Raw genomic sequence first — 16,271 nt, 5'->3', positions numbered from 1 at the left:
CACTTGATTTTTTATTAGGCTGTTGCTTCCCGAATCATATTTTTTGCAATAATAATTTGTTGAACTTGCGTAGTGCCTTCATATAAACGGAACAAACGCACATCGCGATAAAAGCGCTCAATGGCATATTCACTGATATAGCCTGCACCACCGTGAATCTGTACACAGCGATCAGCAACACGGCCACACATTTCAGTTGCAAACATTTTTGCGCAAGATGCTTCTGTACTAATGTTTTCGCCATTATCTCGGCGACGAGCTGCATCTAGGACCATACATTTAGCCGCATAAATCTCGGCTTTTGAGTCAGCAAGCATGGCTTGAATCAACTGGAAGTTCGCAATAGGCTGACCAAACTGTTTGCGCTCAATTGCATAGTGCAGTGCGTCATTTAACATACGCTCAGAAACGCCCACACTATATGCACCAATATGCAAACGCCCTTTATCAAGCACTTTCATTGCTGTTTTAAAACCGACACCTTCTACCCCACCAATCAATGCAGAAGCAGGTACACGGCAATTTTCAAAAATGACATCACAGGTATGAGAGCCTTTCTGCCCCATTTTTTGGTCAATTTTGCCCAACGTAATGCCTGGTGTGTTGGCCTCAACTAAAAAAGCTGAAATACCAGCTGACCCTTTAATTTCAGGATTCGTTCGTGCCATTACCGTGAAAGTTGCAGCGTGGGGTGCATTGGTAATAAATCGTTTGGTGCCATTTAGAATATAAAAGTCACCATCTTTGACTGCACTGGTTTTTAAAGATGCCGCATCAGAACCAGATTCAGGTTCAGTTAAACAAAATGAACCAATAATTTCGCCGCTTGCGTAACGTGGTAAATATTTTTGCTTTTGCTCTTCTGTCCCATCAATCAAAATTGCACTTGAGCCAATACCGTTATTAGTACCAATTAAAGAGCGAAAAGCTGGTGAAGTTTGTCCAAGTTCAAATGCTACTCTGACTTCTTCTTCCATGGTGATGCCTAGGCCCCCATATTCTTCGGGAATTGTAAGGCCGAACAAACCAAGCTCACGCATTTGCTGCACTATGTCATCTGGAATTTTGTCTTTCTCTACCACTTCGTTTTCACGAGGGATCAATTCATTTTTTACAAAATCTCGAATTGTTGAAAGTAACTGCTCCAACATCCCTTCATCACGGATCATCTGTGATCTCCCTTTTTATGTATTTCCACCGTATCCACCAGCTATCTCCAGCTTGTCTGGATACCATGTTTTAAATCTTGTTTACTGCAGATGTGTTTCATAGTACGAGAACAAAAACACAAATTTCAAGCTTTTTTGAAAATTAATTTCGTTAAACGAAATTTTAAAAATCACCAATACACAATATCAATCACTTAGCTTATTTAACCAATCATAATTACTCTAAGGGACTAAATAAGACTTGAAATAAATTCCAAAATAAGCATCATAAAAGGAATGCAGTTTTGATATGCGAAACAAGGAATTCAAAAATGAGTGTATTAACAGGGAATAATTTCGTAGAAGTTGATTTTTCTATTCAAAAAATAGCGATTGTAAAAATAAACCGACCTGAAGCAAAAAATGCACTGAATACAGAGCTTCGCAAACAACTAGCACAAGCTTTTACCGAATTGACTTTTAATGATGAGATCAATGCGGTTGTACTCACAGGTGGTGAAGAAGTTTTTGCCGCAGGTGCAGATTTAAAGGAAATGGCAACCGCAACTTCCACAGAAATGTTATTACGTCATACCGAACGTTATTGGAACGCAATTGCCCAGTGCCCTAAACCTGTGATTGCTGCTGTCAATGGTTATGCATTAGGAGGTGGCTGTGAACTTGCAATGCATGCTGACATTATTATTGCTGGTAAAGGCGCAACCTTTGGTCAACCGGAAATTAAAGTTGGGTTAATGCCAGGTGCTGGTGGTACACAACGTTTGTTCCGTGCTGTGGGTAAATTCCATGCCATGCGCATGATTATGACGGGTGCTATGGTGAAAGCCGAAGAAGCTTATATGATTGGTCTTGTTTCACAAGTCACAGAAGACGACCAGACGATCCCAACTGCGATTCAAATGGCACAGAGCCTCGCAAAAATGCCTCCTATTGCCTTGCAACAAATTAAAGAAGTTGCGCTGATGAGCGAAGACGTTCCGTTAAATGCGGGCTTAACCCTAGAACGAAAATCATTCCAGTTACTATTTTCTACCGAAGATAAAAATGAAGGTGTTCAAGCTTTTATTGAAAAACGTAAACCGTCTTATCAAGGTAAATAATTAAAAACGATAATAACTAAGGATTGAACATGAGCAGAAAAGTATTGATTAGTGCAGGTGGTTCAGGGATTGGGCGATGCATTGCCGAGGCATTTTTAACCAATCATGATGAAGTTTTTGTTTGTGATATTAGTGCTAAAAGCCTAGAACAGTTTCAGAAAGATTATCCAAAGCTGCATATATATACATGTGATTTAGCTGATCATGAACAAATTAAACTCATGTTTAATGAAGCAGTTCAGAAGTTTGGTGGTATTGATATTTTAGTTAATAACACAGGCATCTCAGGCCCGACCGTTGCAGCAAATGAACTAAGTTTTGATGATTGGAACACGGTGATTAATTTAAACCTGAATAGCACTTTTTTAATGACCCAGTTAGCCATTCCCTATTTAAAGCAAGCAAAAGCAGGCGTAATTATTAATATGTCATCTATTGCCGGACGCTTAGGCTATCCATACCGTTTAGCCTATTCCACTTCCAAATGGGGCCTGATTGGTTTTACCAAAACGCTTTCTATGGAACTTGGTGCAGACAATATTCGAGTTAACGCGATCCTTCCAGGTGCGGTAGATGGTGATCGAGTTCAACGTGTATTACAGGCCCGTGCCAATGTAGCCCATACCTCACTTGAAGAAGTCACTCAAAACGCACTAAAAAATCAGTCGCTCAAATATTTTGTCAATCCAAAGCATATTGCAGATTTATGCCTATTTATAGCTTCAGACAGCGGACGCTCTATTTCTGGTCAAATCTTACCGATTGATGGTGATAAACAATGCTTAAGCTAAATCACCAAATCCTATTTTTCCGTTTAATTTCAAATATAGATTAATCATCAGGATGATCGACATGACTTATGATATTAAAAGCATGGCTGTGATTGGTGTCGGTATTATGGGCAGTGGTATTGCTCAAATTGCTGCACAGTCAGGTCATACCACTTATTTATATGATGCCAAAGCAGGTGCAGCAGAACAGGCCAAAGAAAAACTAGCTGCCACATTTCAAAAGTTAGTCGACAAAAATAAAATTACACTTGAGCAAGCAGCTCAGGCAAATAGCCATTTAGTTGTTGCTCAGCAAATTGAAGATTTAAAAAATTGCGATCTGATTGTAGAAGCAATTGTTGAACGCCTCGATATCAAACAGAGCTTGATGCAGCAGCTTGAAGATATTGTTTCCGACAATACCATTTTAGCCTCAAACACTTCTTCTCTGTCTATTACAGCGATTGCTGCAAATTGTAAAAAACCTGAACGTGTTGTGGGTTATCACTTCTTTAACCCAGTTCCACTCATGAAAGTGGTCGAAGTCATTCGTGGTTTAAAAACTGACCCTCTTATTATTAATCCCTTAAATGATCTGTCTCGTGCCTTTGGCCATCGCCCTGTTGTTGCGAAGGATACCCCTGGATTTATTATTAATCATGCAGGTCGCGCTTATGGAACTGAAGCACTTAAAATTTTAAACGAGAATGTCTGTGACATCAGTGAAATTGACCGAATTTTACGTGACGGCGTAGGATTTAGAATGGGTCCTTTTGAATTAATGGATTTAACTGGCCTTGATGTTTCTCACCCTGTGATGGAGTCGATTTATCATCAGTATTATGAAGAAGCCCGTTACAAACCAAGCCCGCTCACCAAGCAAATGCTAGATGCCAAGCAACTTGGACGTAAAGTCAATCAAGGTTTTTATAACTATGAGACGGGTTCAAAAACAGGTGAACAACCTGCCAAGTTTGTAGAGCGTTTAGCCCGATATCCAAAAGTTTGGATTGCGACAGATTTCCATGAAGATAAAAAACAGCTCGAAGATTATTTAACTCAGCAAAATATTGCTCTAGACACCAACACCGAGCCACAAACAGATAGCTTATGTTTACTCGCTTGTTATGGTGAAGACACAACTCAAGCAGCTATTCGCCTAGGCGTTAACCCAGAACAAACTGTTGCGATAGACATGCTTTATGGCATTGCAAAGCATCGAACCTTAATGCCATCACTTATTATCAAACCTGAATACCGTCAGGCAGCTCACTCTATTTTCAATCTAGATGGAAATCTGGTGAGTATGATTAATGAAAGTATTGGCTTTGTTGCACAGCGTGTTTTAGCCATGGTGATTAATTTAGGCTGTGATATTGCACAGCAAAATGTTGCAACTGTAGATGATATCAATGCCGCTGTCCGCTTAGGCCTGGGTTATCCATTTGGCCCAATTGAATGGGGCGATCATGTCGGTAGCCAAAAAATCTTACTCATTCTGAACCGTATAACAGCGCTTACGCATGACCCACGTTACCGCCCTAGCCCGTGGTTACAACGTCGTGTCGCACTACATTTACCTCTTACTTTTACTCATGAGTCTTGAAAAGGAATTTCTCAATGTTAAATGCATATATTTATGATGGTTTACGTAGCCCATTTGGCCGTCATGCAGGTGAACTTGCCTCAATTCGCCCTGATGATTTAGCTGCAACTGTCATTCAAAAACTATTAGAAAAAACTGGTGTTCCAGGTGCTGATATTGAAGATGTAATTTTAGGCGATACCAACCAAGCAGGTGAAGACAGTCGTAATGTGGCTCGCAACGCGCTGTTACTAGCTGGATTACCAGTCACTGTGCCGGGCCAGACAGTAAACCGTCTATGCGCTAGTGGTTTAGGTGCTGTGATTGACTCTGCCCGTGCCATCACCTGTGGCGAAGGTGATTTGTATATCGCAGGTGGTGTAGAAAGTATGTCACGTGCACCTTTTGTCATGGGTAAAGCAGAAAGTGCTTATAGCCGTGATGCAAAAATTTATGACACCACAATTGGCTCTCGTTTTCCAAATAAAAAAATTATTGCTCAATACGGCGGTCATTCAATGCCAGAAACAGGTGATAATGTTGCGGTTGAATTCGGTATTAGCCGTGAGCAAGCCGATTTATTTGCAGCTCAATCACAAGCCAAATACCAAAAAGCCAAAGAGGATGGTTTCTTTGCTGGTGAAATCACCCCAATTGAAGTATTTCAAGGCAAAAAATTACCACCTAAATCAGTGAGCGAAGATGAACACCCCCGCCCAAGCTCAACTGTTGAAACACTCACCAAGTTAAAACCGCTGTTTGAAGGTGGTGTGGTCACTGCTGGTAATGCCTCAGGTATTAATGATGGTGCAGCGGCGCTCTTAATTGGTTCGGAAGCAGCAGGGCAAAAATATGGCCTAAAACCAATGGCAAAAATCTTGTCAGCAGCGGCAGCTGGTATTGAACCACGTATTATGGGTGCAGGCCCTATTGAAGCAATTAAGAAAGCAGTTGCGCGGGCAGGTCTTACTTTAGATGACATGGATATTATTGAAATTAATGAAGCCTTTGCTTCACAGGTCTTATCGTGTTTAAAAGGCTTGAACGTTGATTTTAATGACCCACGTGTAAACCCGAACGGTGGTGCGATTGCAGTGGGTCATCCATTGGGTGCATCTGGCGCTCGTCTTAGCTTAACAGTGGCACGCGAACTTATACGCCGTAAAAAGAAATATGCAGTGGTGAGCCTCTGTATTGGTGTAGGCCAAGGTCTTGCGATGGTGATTGAAAACGTTTCATAACCATTGATTCTGATATCCATTCATCACAACAGCGCAGTGATGAATGGATTTATTTTGCAGAGCGAAATATAATAGCAAAACTATTGCTTTAATTATATTTGAGGATCGAATGTCTCAAAACATGGAAACTGAAAAACCAATAAATTTTGATGAGATACGTTTAGATCCTATTTCGCATATACATCGAGAAAATAATCCGCAGTTTATTGCTTCTTTAGCACGCGGTTTAGAACTTTTAAGGTGTTTTTCTGCAAATAATCAGGTGCTTGGCAACCAAGAATTAGCAAAAATGATAGGTTTACCTAAACCGACCATTGCACGTATTACCAATACCCTTGTGTCATTAGGTTATTTAAAACAATTGCCTAACTCAACCAAATACACATTAGACATTGGTGTTTTATCTTTAGGATACGCAGCATTATCTAACATCTCGATTCGTAATATTGCTCATCAATATATGGAAGAGTTGAGTCAGTATGTTCAGGCCCCTGTGGCGATGGCAACGCGTGACCGATTAAATATGGTGTATATCGATGTTGTTCAAATTGAAACTGCATTAAATATGCGCCGTCCAATTGGGTCAACCTTACCACTCCATAGTAGTTCAATGGGTCGAGCTTGTTTAGCTGCAACTCCTGAACGTGAGCGCAACTTTCTACTCGATGCACTGAAACAAAAGAATTCCGAAAACTGGCCAGCCATAAAACGTTCTTTAGAACGAGCTTTCCGTGATTACCAAGATTATGGATATTGTTTGTCTTTAGGCGAGTGGCATAAAGAAGTGAACTCGGTGGCTGTACCTTTGGTCAGCTCCAAACATGGTCTTTATGTTTTTAACTGTGGTGCGCCAAGTTTTCATTTAAATCCGGAAAAACTTGAAGGTGAAATTGGACCACGTTTAATCCATATGGTGCACAACATTCAAGATGCCTTGAATGAAACGCACTAACAATCGTGCTTAAAACAATCATGGTTGAGTTGATTAAAGTTCCACTTTCATTATGACTAAGGCATGATGAAAAACGCATTCTATACCCCAACCATTATTTTAATGGCGATTGCCGCAGGCATTTGTACAGGTGGAAATTATTTTAGTCAGCCACTCATTCATTCAATTAGTGTAAGCCTAAATTTAACCGAAACAACTACAGCGTGGGTGCCGACTCTAGCCCAAATCACCTACGCATGTGGCTTGCTTTTCTTAATGCCATTAGGGGACATAATAGAAAAGCGCAAGCTACTCTTTATCTTTATGCTATTGGCTTCAAGTGGATTAATTATTAGCGGTTTTTCGCACAACATCTATCTTTTACTGCTTGGTACCGTCATTACTGGTCTTTTTTCCAGTTCAGCCCAATTGTTATTACCCCTTGCTGCAAGTCTGGTTCCGATTCAACAAAGCGGCCGTGTGGTTGGCTTTTTACTGAGCGGACTAATGATGGGGGTTTTACTCGCTCGTTCGCTTTCTGGACTGATGTCTACGCTTTTCGCTTGGAATATTATTTATTTGGTCAGTGGTTTTCTATTACTTGTTATTGCCTTTATTTTGCATCGTAATATCGGGTTATTTCCACCCACCAAATCTGAAAACTATGTAAAAACCATTCGTTCTTTACCACAGATTTTTATTCAAAATCGACGTTTAAGGACTAGAACTTATATTGGTGGTTTTACATTTGCTTGTGTTAGCCTAACCTTTACCACCATGTCGTTGCTACTGGCTCCAGCGCCCTACTTTTTTAGTGACTTTACCATTGGTCTTTTTGGTTTTGTTGGCGTGTTAGGGACTTTCATTGCTAATTTCTCAGGCAAATTTATTGATCAAGGCTATATTCATAAAATTTCGATCTATTGCGGCATTGGGCTAATTTTAAGTTGGATACTTTTTTCACTTTTACCCTATCATTTTACCTTTTACATTATTGCTTTACTCATTCTCTACGCCTCTCTTTCTGCGGTACATGTCACCAACCAAAGTATTGTATTTAAACTTAATCAAGAATTACGCTCACGGTTTAACGCGATTTATATGACAGGTTACTTTGCTGGCGGTGCATTAGGTACAACAGCGGGAAGCTATGCTTGGAAACACTTCGGATGGGTAGGTGTCTGTATGCTAGGCTTAATTTTTGCCGTTTTATGTCTTTATTATTGTGTGCGTGATATAAAAAACCAGCATAAATATGATGCTGGTTTTTTAAAATGAAGAACGCGCTTAACTAATTTCGGTACGAATATTATTCACCATATGTAAAAGACGTGGAGCAATATCCTCTTCAAGTTTTTCTCGATTCATAATAAAGCTCGGCCCACCACAGTTAAACACCAGTAAACCATGCTGTTCATGAATTAATGGAACCGCAACCGAGTTGACATCTTTATGCCATTCACCAATCGAAAAACAATAGCCAAAATCCTGATAGTCTTTAAAGGCTTTATCCAGATCACGGTTAATCTTGATCCAGTCTTCTTTATGCTTACTGCGAATCGCATCAAGTAAAAATTCTCGTTCATCTTCAGGCATGGCAGCTAAACATGCACGCCCCATCGAACTTAAATGAATCGGTAAATAGGTTCCAACTTGACGGCGCATGGTCATATTGCCTTTACCTTGTACCACATCCAGATAAATCATATTCAGTCGATCACGTGTTGCCATTGCAACAGCAGCGCCCGCATAGTCAGCTAAATTCTTCATATAGGGATGCGCAATAGAACGAATCGATACATTTGAAAGCATGGAGTAGCCAAAAGCCAAGACACCCACAGAGAGCTGGAATTTGCTCGAATTCGGGACTTGCTTGATATATCCCAAACGAGACAAAGTATGCGTGAGACGAGTAATCGTTGGCTTCGGCAAACCTGTCATTTGCGCTAATTCCTGATTTCCCAAATGCTGATGTTTTGGAGTGAAGCAGCGTAGCAGCTCTAAACCACGAGCTAAAGCCGTAATAAATTGGCGGTCATTTTCATCTTGCATGTCTTCAATCGGATGTAACAACTCATGCCTTAAAGGCGCTAATAATTTTTCTGTTTGTTCTGCATCTACGGCATCATTCATGATTTTACCAATCTAAATATTTGTTTCGCACTGCGAAAATTATAATCTATTTTTTCTATAATAAACAGTTAAAGCTCATCCATGAATATCTAAACAACCTAGTTAAGTACAATCAAAAAGCAAAGTCAAAATACAGATGCATTTTGACTTTGGTACATTTGTTATCCAACAATCCCTTTCAGCTTTAATTCATCCAGTTTTTCCTGAGAAAGAACCCGAGTTAAAATCGTATCAGTATGCTCACCCAATAAAGGTGGCGCAGTTTTATACTCAACTGGCGTTCTTGAAAGTTTGATCGGCGAGCCAATCACAGTTAGCTTCTCGCGTTGCGGATGCGGCATATCAACCAGCATTTTTCTTGCAATCACTTGCGGCTCTTGAAAAGCCTGTGCCAGATTATTGATCACTCCAACAGGAACTTTAGCTGCATAAATAGCAGCAACCCATTCATCTGCTGTCTTTGTTAAAAAATGCGCTGATAGAATCCCAATAATTTCATCTCGATGCTGAATACGGTCTGCGTTGCGACTAAATCGAGAATCATTCGGTAAATCAGGTAAGCCAATACTTCTGCACAACTGAATAAACTGAGTATCATTGCCACATGCAATAATAAACTCCCGATCAGTAGCTTTAAACACCTGATATGGCACAATATTGGCGTGTGCATTGCCATACCGTTCAGGCACTTTTCCAGAAGACAGATAATTCATTCCCTGATTGGCCATTGTTGCAATTTGCACATCTAATAAAGCCATATCGATATATTGGCCCAAACCCGTCACATGACGATTGAGTAGCGCGGCTTGAATTGCAATCGTAGAATATAATCCTGTCGCCAAATCAGAAAATGCCACGCCTACTTTTTGTGGACCTCCTCCAGGCAAATCATCCTTTTCTCCTGTGACGGACATTAGCCCACCCATTCCCTGAATAATAAAATCATAGCCAGGCTCTTCTGCACGTGGACCATCTTGTCCAAAACCCGTGATCGAACAATAGACCAGACCCGGATTGATTGCGGACAATGCAGCATAATCCAGCCCATATTTTTTCAGCGAACCAGCCTTATAATTTTCAATGACAACATCTGTATCCTGAATTAAAGCTTTGATCAGTTCCTGTCCTTCAGGAGTGGCAATATCAATTGCAACCGAGAGCTTATTACGATTTGTCGACTGATAGTAAGCTGCTTCTCGCGTGTCTGATCCAGCATCATCCTTCATCCAAGGTGGCCCCCAAGATCGGGTATCATCTCCGACCTTTGGTCGTTCCACCTTAATCACTTCTGCACCCAGATCAGCAAGTATCTGTCCACACCACGGTCCAGCTAGTACCCGACTCAAATCAAGTACACGAATTCCATTTAAAGCGCCCATGTTTATCCTACTCACTTGTGCTTAATTTCCTATAGGAAAACTTACCTCACATAAGTTTCGCATAGCGATATATATTTTTAATATACAAACAAGATTTTAAAAAATCAAACCTTAATTTCCCATCAAAAAATATGATTTTTATTCAATAAATATAGATTAATTAAATCAACAGATTAGAAACCACTAACAACAAACATCATACCGCATTGCGAAATTTATTTTCAAAATATATTGTTTTGTGAGATTCCTTTGATTACTATCGCATCAATATTGATGATTTTACGAACATCGTATTTTTGTTTTTAGCTGCTTGTACAAAGGATATGACTATGATTCGAGATCAGGAAACACTGAACCAACTGGTCGATATGATTCGACAATTTGTTGAAGGTGTATTAATTCCTCATGAGAATGAAGTCGCTGAAACAGATGAAATTCCAAAAGATATTATTGAGCAAATGAAATCACTTGGCCTGTTTGGACTCACCATTCCAGAACAGTACGATGGTCTTGGGCTGACGATGGAAGAAGAGGTTTATATTGCTTTCGAGCTTGGCCGTACTTCCCCAGCCTTTCGCTCTCTGATCGGTACCAACAATGGGATCGGCTCTAGCGGTCTAATTATTGATGGGACAGAAGCACAAAAATCTTTTTTCCTGCCTCTTTTAGCCCGTGGTGAAATAATTAGTTCGTTCTGTCTTACTGAACCAGATGCAGGTTCTGACGCTGCTGCGCTCAAAACCAGTGCGGTAAAAGATGGTGATTTTTATGTATTAAACGGGACCAAGCGTTTTATTACCAATGCCCCACATGCTGGTGTATTTACAGTGATGGCACGTACCAACCCTGAAATTAAAGGGGCTGCTGGTATTTCTGCATTTATTGTCGATAGTCAAAATTCGGGGATTTTTCTTGGCAAACGAGATAAAAAAATGGGACAGAAAGGCGCACATACCTGTGATGTGATTTTTGAAAATTGTCGTGTTCCTGCGTCTGCATTAATTGGCGGCGTAGAAGGTATGGGCTTTAAAACAGCCATGAAAGTTCTGGATAAAGGTCGTTTGCATATTGCTGCCCTGAGTGTAGGGGCAGCCACACGCATGTTGGATGATTCTTTAAAGTATGCGATTGAGCGTAAACAGTTTGGTCAACCGATTGCTAGTTTTCAGTTAATCCAAGCCATGTTGGCTGATTCCAAAGCAGAAATTTATGCGGCTAAATGTATGGTTCTAGATGCAGCCCGCTGCCGTGATCATGGTGAAAATATTAGTACAGAAGCATCCTGCGCAAAAATGTTCGCCACTGAAATGTGTGGCCGCGTAGCTGACCGCTGCGTACAGATTCATGGTGGAGCGGGTTATATCAGTGAATATGCCATTGAGCGCTTTTACCGTGATGTACGCTTGTTCCGCTTATATGAAGGCACCACGCAGGTTCAACAATTGATTATTGCAAAAAATATGATTCGCGCTGCGTCTTAAACATTTTTTCAGCACTTTCAAACAATTTGAAGTGCGATCAGTCAAATGTAGGTAATGGATTATGGCTACAAATTACAATGCACCCTCCTCTGCAATAAAAGCTCATACTTGGAAAATTGCTTTTATTTTTGCATTTCTGGCTTTATTGGTAGATGGCGCAGACTTAATGCTACTGTCTTATAGCTTAAATAGTATTAAGGCAGATTTTGGCTTAAGCTCGGTTCAAGCTGGTATGCTCGGTAGTTTTACTTTGGCGGGTATGGCCATTGGTGGGATTTTTGGTGGTTGGGCATGTGATAAATTCGGGCGTGTCCGCATCGTTGTTATTTCGATTCTCACTTTTTCGCTATTAACTTGCGGACTCGGTTTTACTCAAAGTTTTCTTCAATTCGGTATTTTAAGATTTTTTGCTTCATTAGGCTTAGGTTCACTTTATATAGCCTGCAACACCTTGATGGCTGAATATGTACCTACACGGTATCGTACCACAGTACTCGGAACTTTACAGGCGGGTTGGACCGTCGGATATATTGTAGCAACATTGCTTGCAGGTTGGATTATCCCAGATCATGGTTGGCGTATGTTATTTTATGTTGCCATTATTCCTGTCATTCTTGCGATCTTCATGCATATTTTGGTTCCTGAGCCACTTGCATGGCAAGAATCCCGTTTACAGCAGCCTAATTTAAGTGAGAACGCTGAAAAACCCTCGGCTTTGAAACTTATTTTTCAGGATAAACGCAATCGTAATATGTTTATACTCTGGGCTTTAACCGCTGGTTTCTTGCAATTTGGTTATTACGGTGTGAATAACTGGATGCCTTCATATCTGGAAAGCGAACTCGGAATGAAGTTCAAGGAAATGACAGCCTATATGGTAGGTACCTATACAGCCATGATTCTCGGTAAAGTACTTGCAGGGATGATGGCAGATAAACTTGGACGCCGTTTTACTTATGCTTTCGGTGCAATTGGGACTGCAATTTTTCTGCCACTAATCGTTTTCTATAATACCCCCGAAAATATTTTATTTTTACTGGTTGTCTTCGGCTTTTTATACGGTATTCCATATGGTGTAAATGCCACCTATATGACTGAAAGCTTTCCAACAGCGATTCGTGGCACGGCTATTGGCGGCGCATACAATGTAGGTCGTTTAGGTGCTGCAATAGCACCTGCAACGATTGGTTTTTTAGCTTCTGGTGGATCTATTGGTTTAGGTTTTGTTGTCATGGGAGCAGCTTACCTGATTTGTGGTGTGATTCCTGCCCTGTTTATTAAGGAAAAACTCTACGACCCACAAAATTCTTAAAAGTAGATCTTCCAATAAAAAGGCCAACTTGATCAAGTTGGCCTTTTTATGCCTCCCTTAAATCTCTCCGTTAGGCAATTTTTTGCTATTTTTATTTGATATTTTCATTTTATTAACATAAAGTATCGCTAAGCGAAATAACATTTCTTAAAATGAGAGATCAAAGCCGAGAGTCAATGGAGTTTGACGTAGTGATCGTAGGCGCAGGACCTTCGGGTTTATCTGCTGCGATTAAAATTCGTCAATTAGCGATTGAAAACAACCTGCCTGATCTTTCTGTTTGTGTTGTTGAAAAAGGCTCTGAAGTAGGTGCGTATATCCTTTCTGATGTTGTACTTGAACCACGTACCATGAATGAATTCTTTCCAAACTGGAAAGAAGAAGGTGCTCCACTGAATGTCCCTATAGCGGGCGACGAAACATATTTCTTATTATCTGATAGTAAAGCACAAAAAATGCCGCATTGGATGGTACCGAAGTCAATGCACAACGATGGAAACTATGTGGTTTCCCTTGGTGACGCATCACAAAATATCACTTGGGTAACACTTGAAGGTGGAGGTGGTCCTAACTACCCAAACATGTAAATGGATGGATAGTTTTGCAGAGATTTAATTGCTCTATATCCCGAATAAGTTGAGGTATTTCTACTCTCGATTGTCATTTTTTAGGTAAGCTTAGTTCCTACGGGAGCTAAGCTTAAAAAACAAATTGATAGGAACTTTCTAGAACAATCATGAAGGAAAAAATAATGAGCCGCGTAGAGTTTAACTGGAATGACCCTTTTTTAATTGAACAGCAACTGAACGAAGAAGAACGCATGATTCGTGATACAGCTCATGCATTCTGCCAAGATAAGTTAATGCCACGGGTGCTTGATCAATTCCGTCATGAAACAACCGATCCGCACATCTTTAGGGAAATGGGTGAATTAGGCCTGCTCGGACCCACCATCCCAGAACAATATGGCGGTGCAGGCTTAAATTATGTGAGTTATGGGTTGATTGCCCGTGAAATTGAACGTGTTGATTCGGGCTATCGTTCAATGGCCAGTGTGCAAAGCTCGTTGGTGATGGTGCCCATTCATGAATTCGGGACTGAGCAACAAAAGCAAAAATACTTGCCTAAACTGGCGACTGGTGAATGGATTGGCTGCTTTGGCCTAACCGAACCCGACCATGGTTCAGATCCAGGCAGTATGGCCTGTCGCGCTAAAAAAGTTGCAGGTGGCTACCATTTAACTGGCGCCAAGATGTGGATTACCAATAGTCCAATTGCGGATGTTTTTGTGGTGTGGGCCAAAGAAGTTTCGCCTGAAGGCAATGTCGGCCCAATTCGTGGTTTTATTTTAGAAAAAGGATGGCAAGGGCTTTCTGCGCCGGCAATTCACGGTAAAGTCGGCTTAAGAGCATCTATTACAGGTGAAATTGTGATGGATCAAGTCTTTGTTCCTGAAGAAAATGCATTTCCAGACGTTCGTGGCTTAAAGGGCCCTTTCACCTGCTTGAACAGTGCCCGTTATGGTATTGCTTGGGGTGCCATGGGTGCAGCCGAGTTTTGCTGGCATACTGCACGCCAATACACACTGGATCGAAAGCAATTTGGCAAACCACTGGCTGCCAACCAACTGATTCAAAAAAAGTTGGCAGACATGCAAACAGAAATTGCACTCGGCCTACAGCTTGCCCTTCGTTTTGGTCGAATGAAAGATGATGGTATTGCCTCAGTTGAAGCGACCTCTCTGATTAAACGTAATAACTGTGGTAAGGCCTTGGAGATTGCCCGTTTGGCGCGAGATATGTTGGGCGGAAACGGAATCAGTGATGAATTTGGCGTCGCCCGTCATCTGGTCAATCTTGAAGTTGTGAATACTTATGAAGGCACCCATGATGTGCATGCCTTGATCTTAGGCAGAGCCCAGACAGGACTCGCAGCGTTCTAAAGCGCTAAGTGACGACTAAAAATAAAACGGCGAGCATCGACGTTAGATAGCTCGCCCTATCGCATCTTGATCTTATCTAGGTCAATACTGGTACACTGATTAAATTGGGCGAAACGCTGTAATTCTCGTTCTAATGCAAGCAAAAACTCATCTCGATTTCGCATATTGGCATCTTCTAAATGCAAACTTATCACTTCTAATCTTTGTTCACGACGATGCACTTTACAGTCGATTCGTCCAACAAAATCATCTGCATAAAGCAACGGTAAGCAAAAATAACCATATTGTCGTTTGGCCGCAGGTACATAGCATTCAATGCGATAATCAAAGTCAAATAAGCAACTTAAACGTTCCCGATGAATCACCAGATTATCAAACGGAGACAAGATTTTAACCTCCGCTTCAATCTTGAGTTCATGTTCCAACACGGCGCTGGCCACATAAACCGTTTGCCCACTTTCCAGCTTAATCAAGTTGATCACGCCTGCATCAATCTGCTCATCGAGTAATTTACGCATGATTTCACGTAAATCCTTATTGGTTTTTAAATGCAGCAATTGCTTCCAGGTAAATACACCATGGGCACGTATGGTGGTATCCAATAAATATTGCGCATATTCCTGTAAAGTCGGTGTGCTTTGATCAAAGCCCTGCGGTATGCAACGTTCAGTCAGGTCATAGACTTTTTCCATGCCATTACGCTCACAGATCATTAAATCACCTTGCATGAATAGCTGTTCAATCGCCTTGCGGCTTGGTCCTGCATTCCACCAGCCTGCTGATCCTTCCCGTTTTTCCTTCTGCATATTTCTGAGTCGGATTCTGCCTTCGGCTTTCACCTGAGCCAGAATTTCATGCATCAGTTTCTGATCACCTCTTGAAAAATAACGGCTTTCTCCATTACGAATAGAATGCATTAACGGCATGGCATAGCGATAATCCCGCATCGGTAAATAGGATGCTGCATGGGCCCAATGTTCAAAAATCAGTTGATCTTGTACCAGTTGATTTAAATGACCCAATTGGTAATTGGGTACTCGACTCCACAGCACATGATGATGGGCGCGTTCCACCACAGAAATGGTATCTATTTGCACATAACCCAGATGTTCAATGGCTTGTTGTGTACCAGATAAGCCCTCACCAAATCGATTGTTTTTTTCTAAACCTTGATGAGATAAAGCCAAGCGTTTTAATAATGAAATCATAATATTGTCATTTAAATCAT

The 16,271-nt window shown here is 41.0% G+C and carries 13 protein-coding genes and 1 pseudogene; 10 read left to right on the top strand and 4 right to left on the bottom strand.

Annotated features, from left to right (window positions below; translation table 11 throughout):
* Positions 1–14: 14 nt before the first annotated feature.
* Positions 15–1,169, bottom strand: coding sequence for an acyl-CoA dehydrogenase family protein (locus tag V6E90_RS11340; protein ID WP_016541027.1), 1,155 nt, complete (start codon positions 1,167–1,169; stop codon positions 15–17).
* Positions 1,170–1,480: 311 nt separating this feature from the next.
* On the opposite strand from V6E90_RS11340, the gene V6E90_RS11335 reads away from it, so the two are divergent.
* From V6E90_RS11335 to V6E90_RS11310, 6 genes are all read left to right on the top strand, one after another.
* A complete protein-coding gene (locus V6E90_RS11335; RefSeq protein WP_332605376.1) occupies positions 1,481–2,269 on the top strand; it encodes an enoyl-CoA hydratase in 789 nt (262 codons plus the stop codon).
* Between the two features lie 29 nt (positions 2,270–2,298).
* The gene (locus V6E90_RS11330) at positions 2,299–3,060 is read left to right on the top strand and encodes an SDR family oxidoreductase (RefSeq protein ID WP_332605375.1); all 762 of its coding nucleotides are present in this window, start codon (positions 2,299–2,301) and stop codon (positions 3,058–3,060) included.
* A 61-nt stretch (positions 3,061–3,121) separates the two neighbouring features.
* On the top strand, positions 3,122–4,645 hold the full coding sequence (locus V6E90_RS11325; RefSeq protein ID WP_332605374.1) for a 3-hydroxyacyl-CoA dehydrogenase: 1,524 nt from the start codon (positions 3,122–3,124) through the stop codon (positions 4,643–4,645).
* Positions 4,646–4,659: 14 nt separating this feature from the next.
* Positions 4,660–5,865 (top strand): 3-oxoadipyl-CoA thiolase, encoded by a 1,206-nt coding sequence (locus V6E90_RS11320; protein ID WP_332605373.1) that lies wholly within the window; start codon positions 4,660–4,662, stop codon positions 5,863–5,865.
* A 109-nt stretch (positions 5,866–5,974) separates the two neighbouring features.
* Complete coding sequence (locus tag V6E90_RS11315; RefSeq protein WP_332605372.1) at positions 5,975–6,817, top strand: IclR family transcriptional regulator; 843 nt, start codon at positions 5,975–5,977, stop codon at positions 6,815–6,817.
* A gap of 63 nt (positions 6,818–6,880) precedes the next feature.
* Positions 6,881–8,074 (top strand): MFS transporter, encoded by a 1,194-nt coding sequence (locus V6E90_RS11310; protein ID WP_332605371.1) that lies wholly within the window; start codon positions 6,881–6,883, stop codon positions 8,072–8,074.
* A gap of 9 nt (positions 8,075–8,083) precedes the next feature.
* On the opposite strand, the gene V6E90_RS11305 is transcribed toward V6E90_RS11310, so the two are convergent.
* Together V6E90_RS11305 and V6E90_RS11300 are read right to left on the bottom strand one after the other, a co-directional pair.
* Positions 8,084–8,929, bottom strand: a complete 846-nt coding sequence (locus V6E90_RS11305; RefSeq protein WP_000996082.1) for an IclR family transcriptional regulator — start codon at positions 8,927–8,929, stop codon at positions 8,084–8,086.
* A gap of 161 nt (positions 8,930–9,090) precedes the next feature.
* Positions 9,091–10,308, bottom strand: coding sequence for a CaiB/BaiF CoA transferase family protein (locus V6E90_RS11300; protein WP_023270082.1), 1,218 nt, complete (start codon positions 10,306–10,308; stop codon positions 9,091–9,093).
* A 329-nt stretch (positions 10,309–10,637) separates the two neighbouring features.
* Here V6E90_RS11300 and V6E90_RS11295 point away from each other — a divergent pair, with 329 nt between their 5' ends.
* From V6E90_RS11295 to V6E90_RS11280, 4 genes and pseudogenes are all read left to right on the top strand, one after another.
* Positions 10,638–11,789: an acyl-CoA dehydrogenase family protein gene (locus V6E90_RS11295; protein ID WP_332605370.1), complete on the top strand. Its 1,152-nt coding sequence runs from the start codon at positions 10,638–10,640 to the stop codon at positions 11,787–11,789.
* 61 nt (positions 11,790–11,850) lie between these two features.
* Complete coding sequence (locus V6E90_RS11290) at positions 11,851–13,101, top strand: MFS transporter (RefSeq protein WP_016541018.1); 1,251 nt, start codon at positions 11,851–11,853, stop codon at positions 13,099–13,101.
* 152 nt (positions 13,102–13,253) lie between these two features.
* A pseudogene (locus tag V6E90_RS11285) lies at positions 13,254–13,622 on the top strand (NAD(P)-binding protein); the annotation flags it as partial.
* Between the two features lie 230 nt (positions 13,623–13,852).
* Positions 13,853–15,043: an acyl-CoA dehydrogenase gene (locus V6E90_RS11280; protein ID WP_442881257.1), complete on the top strand. Its 1,191-nt coding sequence runs from the start codon at positions 13,853–13,855 to the stop codon at positions 15,041–15,043.
* 56 nt (positions 15,044–15,099) lie between these two features.
* Here V6E90_RS11280 and V6E90_RS11275 read toward each other — a convergent pair whose 3' ends face one another.
* Entirely contained in the window at positions 15,100–16,251 is a 1,152-nt protein-coding gene (locus V6E90_RS11275; RefSeq protein ID WP_332605367.1) for a winged helix-turn-helix domain-containing protein, read from the bottom strand.
* Between the last annotated feature and the right edge of the window lie 20 nt (positions 16,252–16,271).

The sequence above is a fragment of the Acinetobacter sp. ESBL14 genome (assembly GCF_036668815.1).
Classification (GTDB): domain Bacteria; phylum Pseudomonadota; class Gammaproteobacteria; order Pseudomonadales; family Moraxellaceae; genus Acinetobacter; species Acinetobacter gyllenbergii.
Note: the sequence above shows the minus strand (reverse complement) of the source record. Positions and strands in the feature narration are given on the sequence as shown.

Bases quoted from the DNA above. Each gene is read 5' to 3' on its own strand.
- V6E90_RS11310 (WP_332605371.1), top strand. From the start codon at position 6,881: ATGATGAAAAACGCATTCTATACCCCAACCATTATTTTAATGGCGATT.
- V6E90_RS11295 (WP_332605370.1), top strand. From the start codon at position 10,638: ATGATTCGAGATCAGGAAACACTGAACCAACTGGTCGATATGATTCGA.
- V6E90_RS11315 (WP_332605372.1), top strand. From the start codon at position 5,975: ATGTCTCAAAACATGGAAACTGAAAAACCAATAAATTTTGATGAGATA.
- V6E90_RS11340 (WP_016541027.1), bottom strand. From the start codon at position 1,169: ATGATCCGTGATGAAGGGATGTTGGAGCAGTTACTTTCAACAATTCGA.
- V6E90_RS11275 (WP_332605367.1), bottom strand. From the start codon at position 16,251: ATGATTTCATTATTAAAACGCTTGGCTTTATCTCATCAAGGTTTAGAA.
- V6E90_RS11325 (WP_332605374.1), top strand. From the start codon at position 3,122: ATGACTTATGATATTAAAAGCATGGCTGTGATTGGTGTCGGTATTATG.
- V6E90_RS11280 (WP_442881257.1), top strand. From the start codon at position 13,853: ATGAGCCGCGTAGAGTTTAACTGGAATGACCCTTTTTTAATTGAACAG.
- V6E90_RS11290 (WP_016541018.1), top strand. From the start codon at position 11,851: ATGGCTACAAATTACAATGCACCCTCCTCTGCAATAAAAGCTCATACT.
- V6E90_RS11320 (WP_332605373.1), top strand. From the start codon at position 4,660: ATGTTAAATGCATATATTTATGATGGTTTACGTAGCCCATTTGGCCGT.
- V6E90_RS11300 (WP_023270082.1), bottom strand. From the start codon at position 10,308: ATGGGCGCTTTAAATGGAATTCGTGTACTTGATTTGAGTCGGGTACTA.
- V6E90_RS11305 (WP_000996082.1), bottom strand. From the start codon at position 8,929: ATGAATGATGCCGTAGATGCAGAACAAACAGAAAAATTATTAGCGCCT.
- V6E90_RS11330 (WP_332605375.1), top strand. From the start codon at position 2,299: ATGAGCAGAAAAGTATTGATTAGTGCAGGTGGTTCAGGGATTGGGCGA.
- V6E90_RS11335 (WP_332605376.1), top strand. From the start codon at position 1,481: ATGAGTGTATTAACAGGGAATAATTTCGTAGAAGTTGATTTTTCTATT.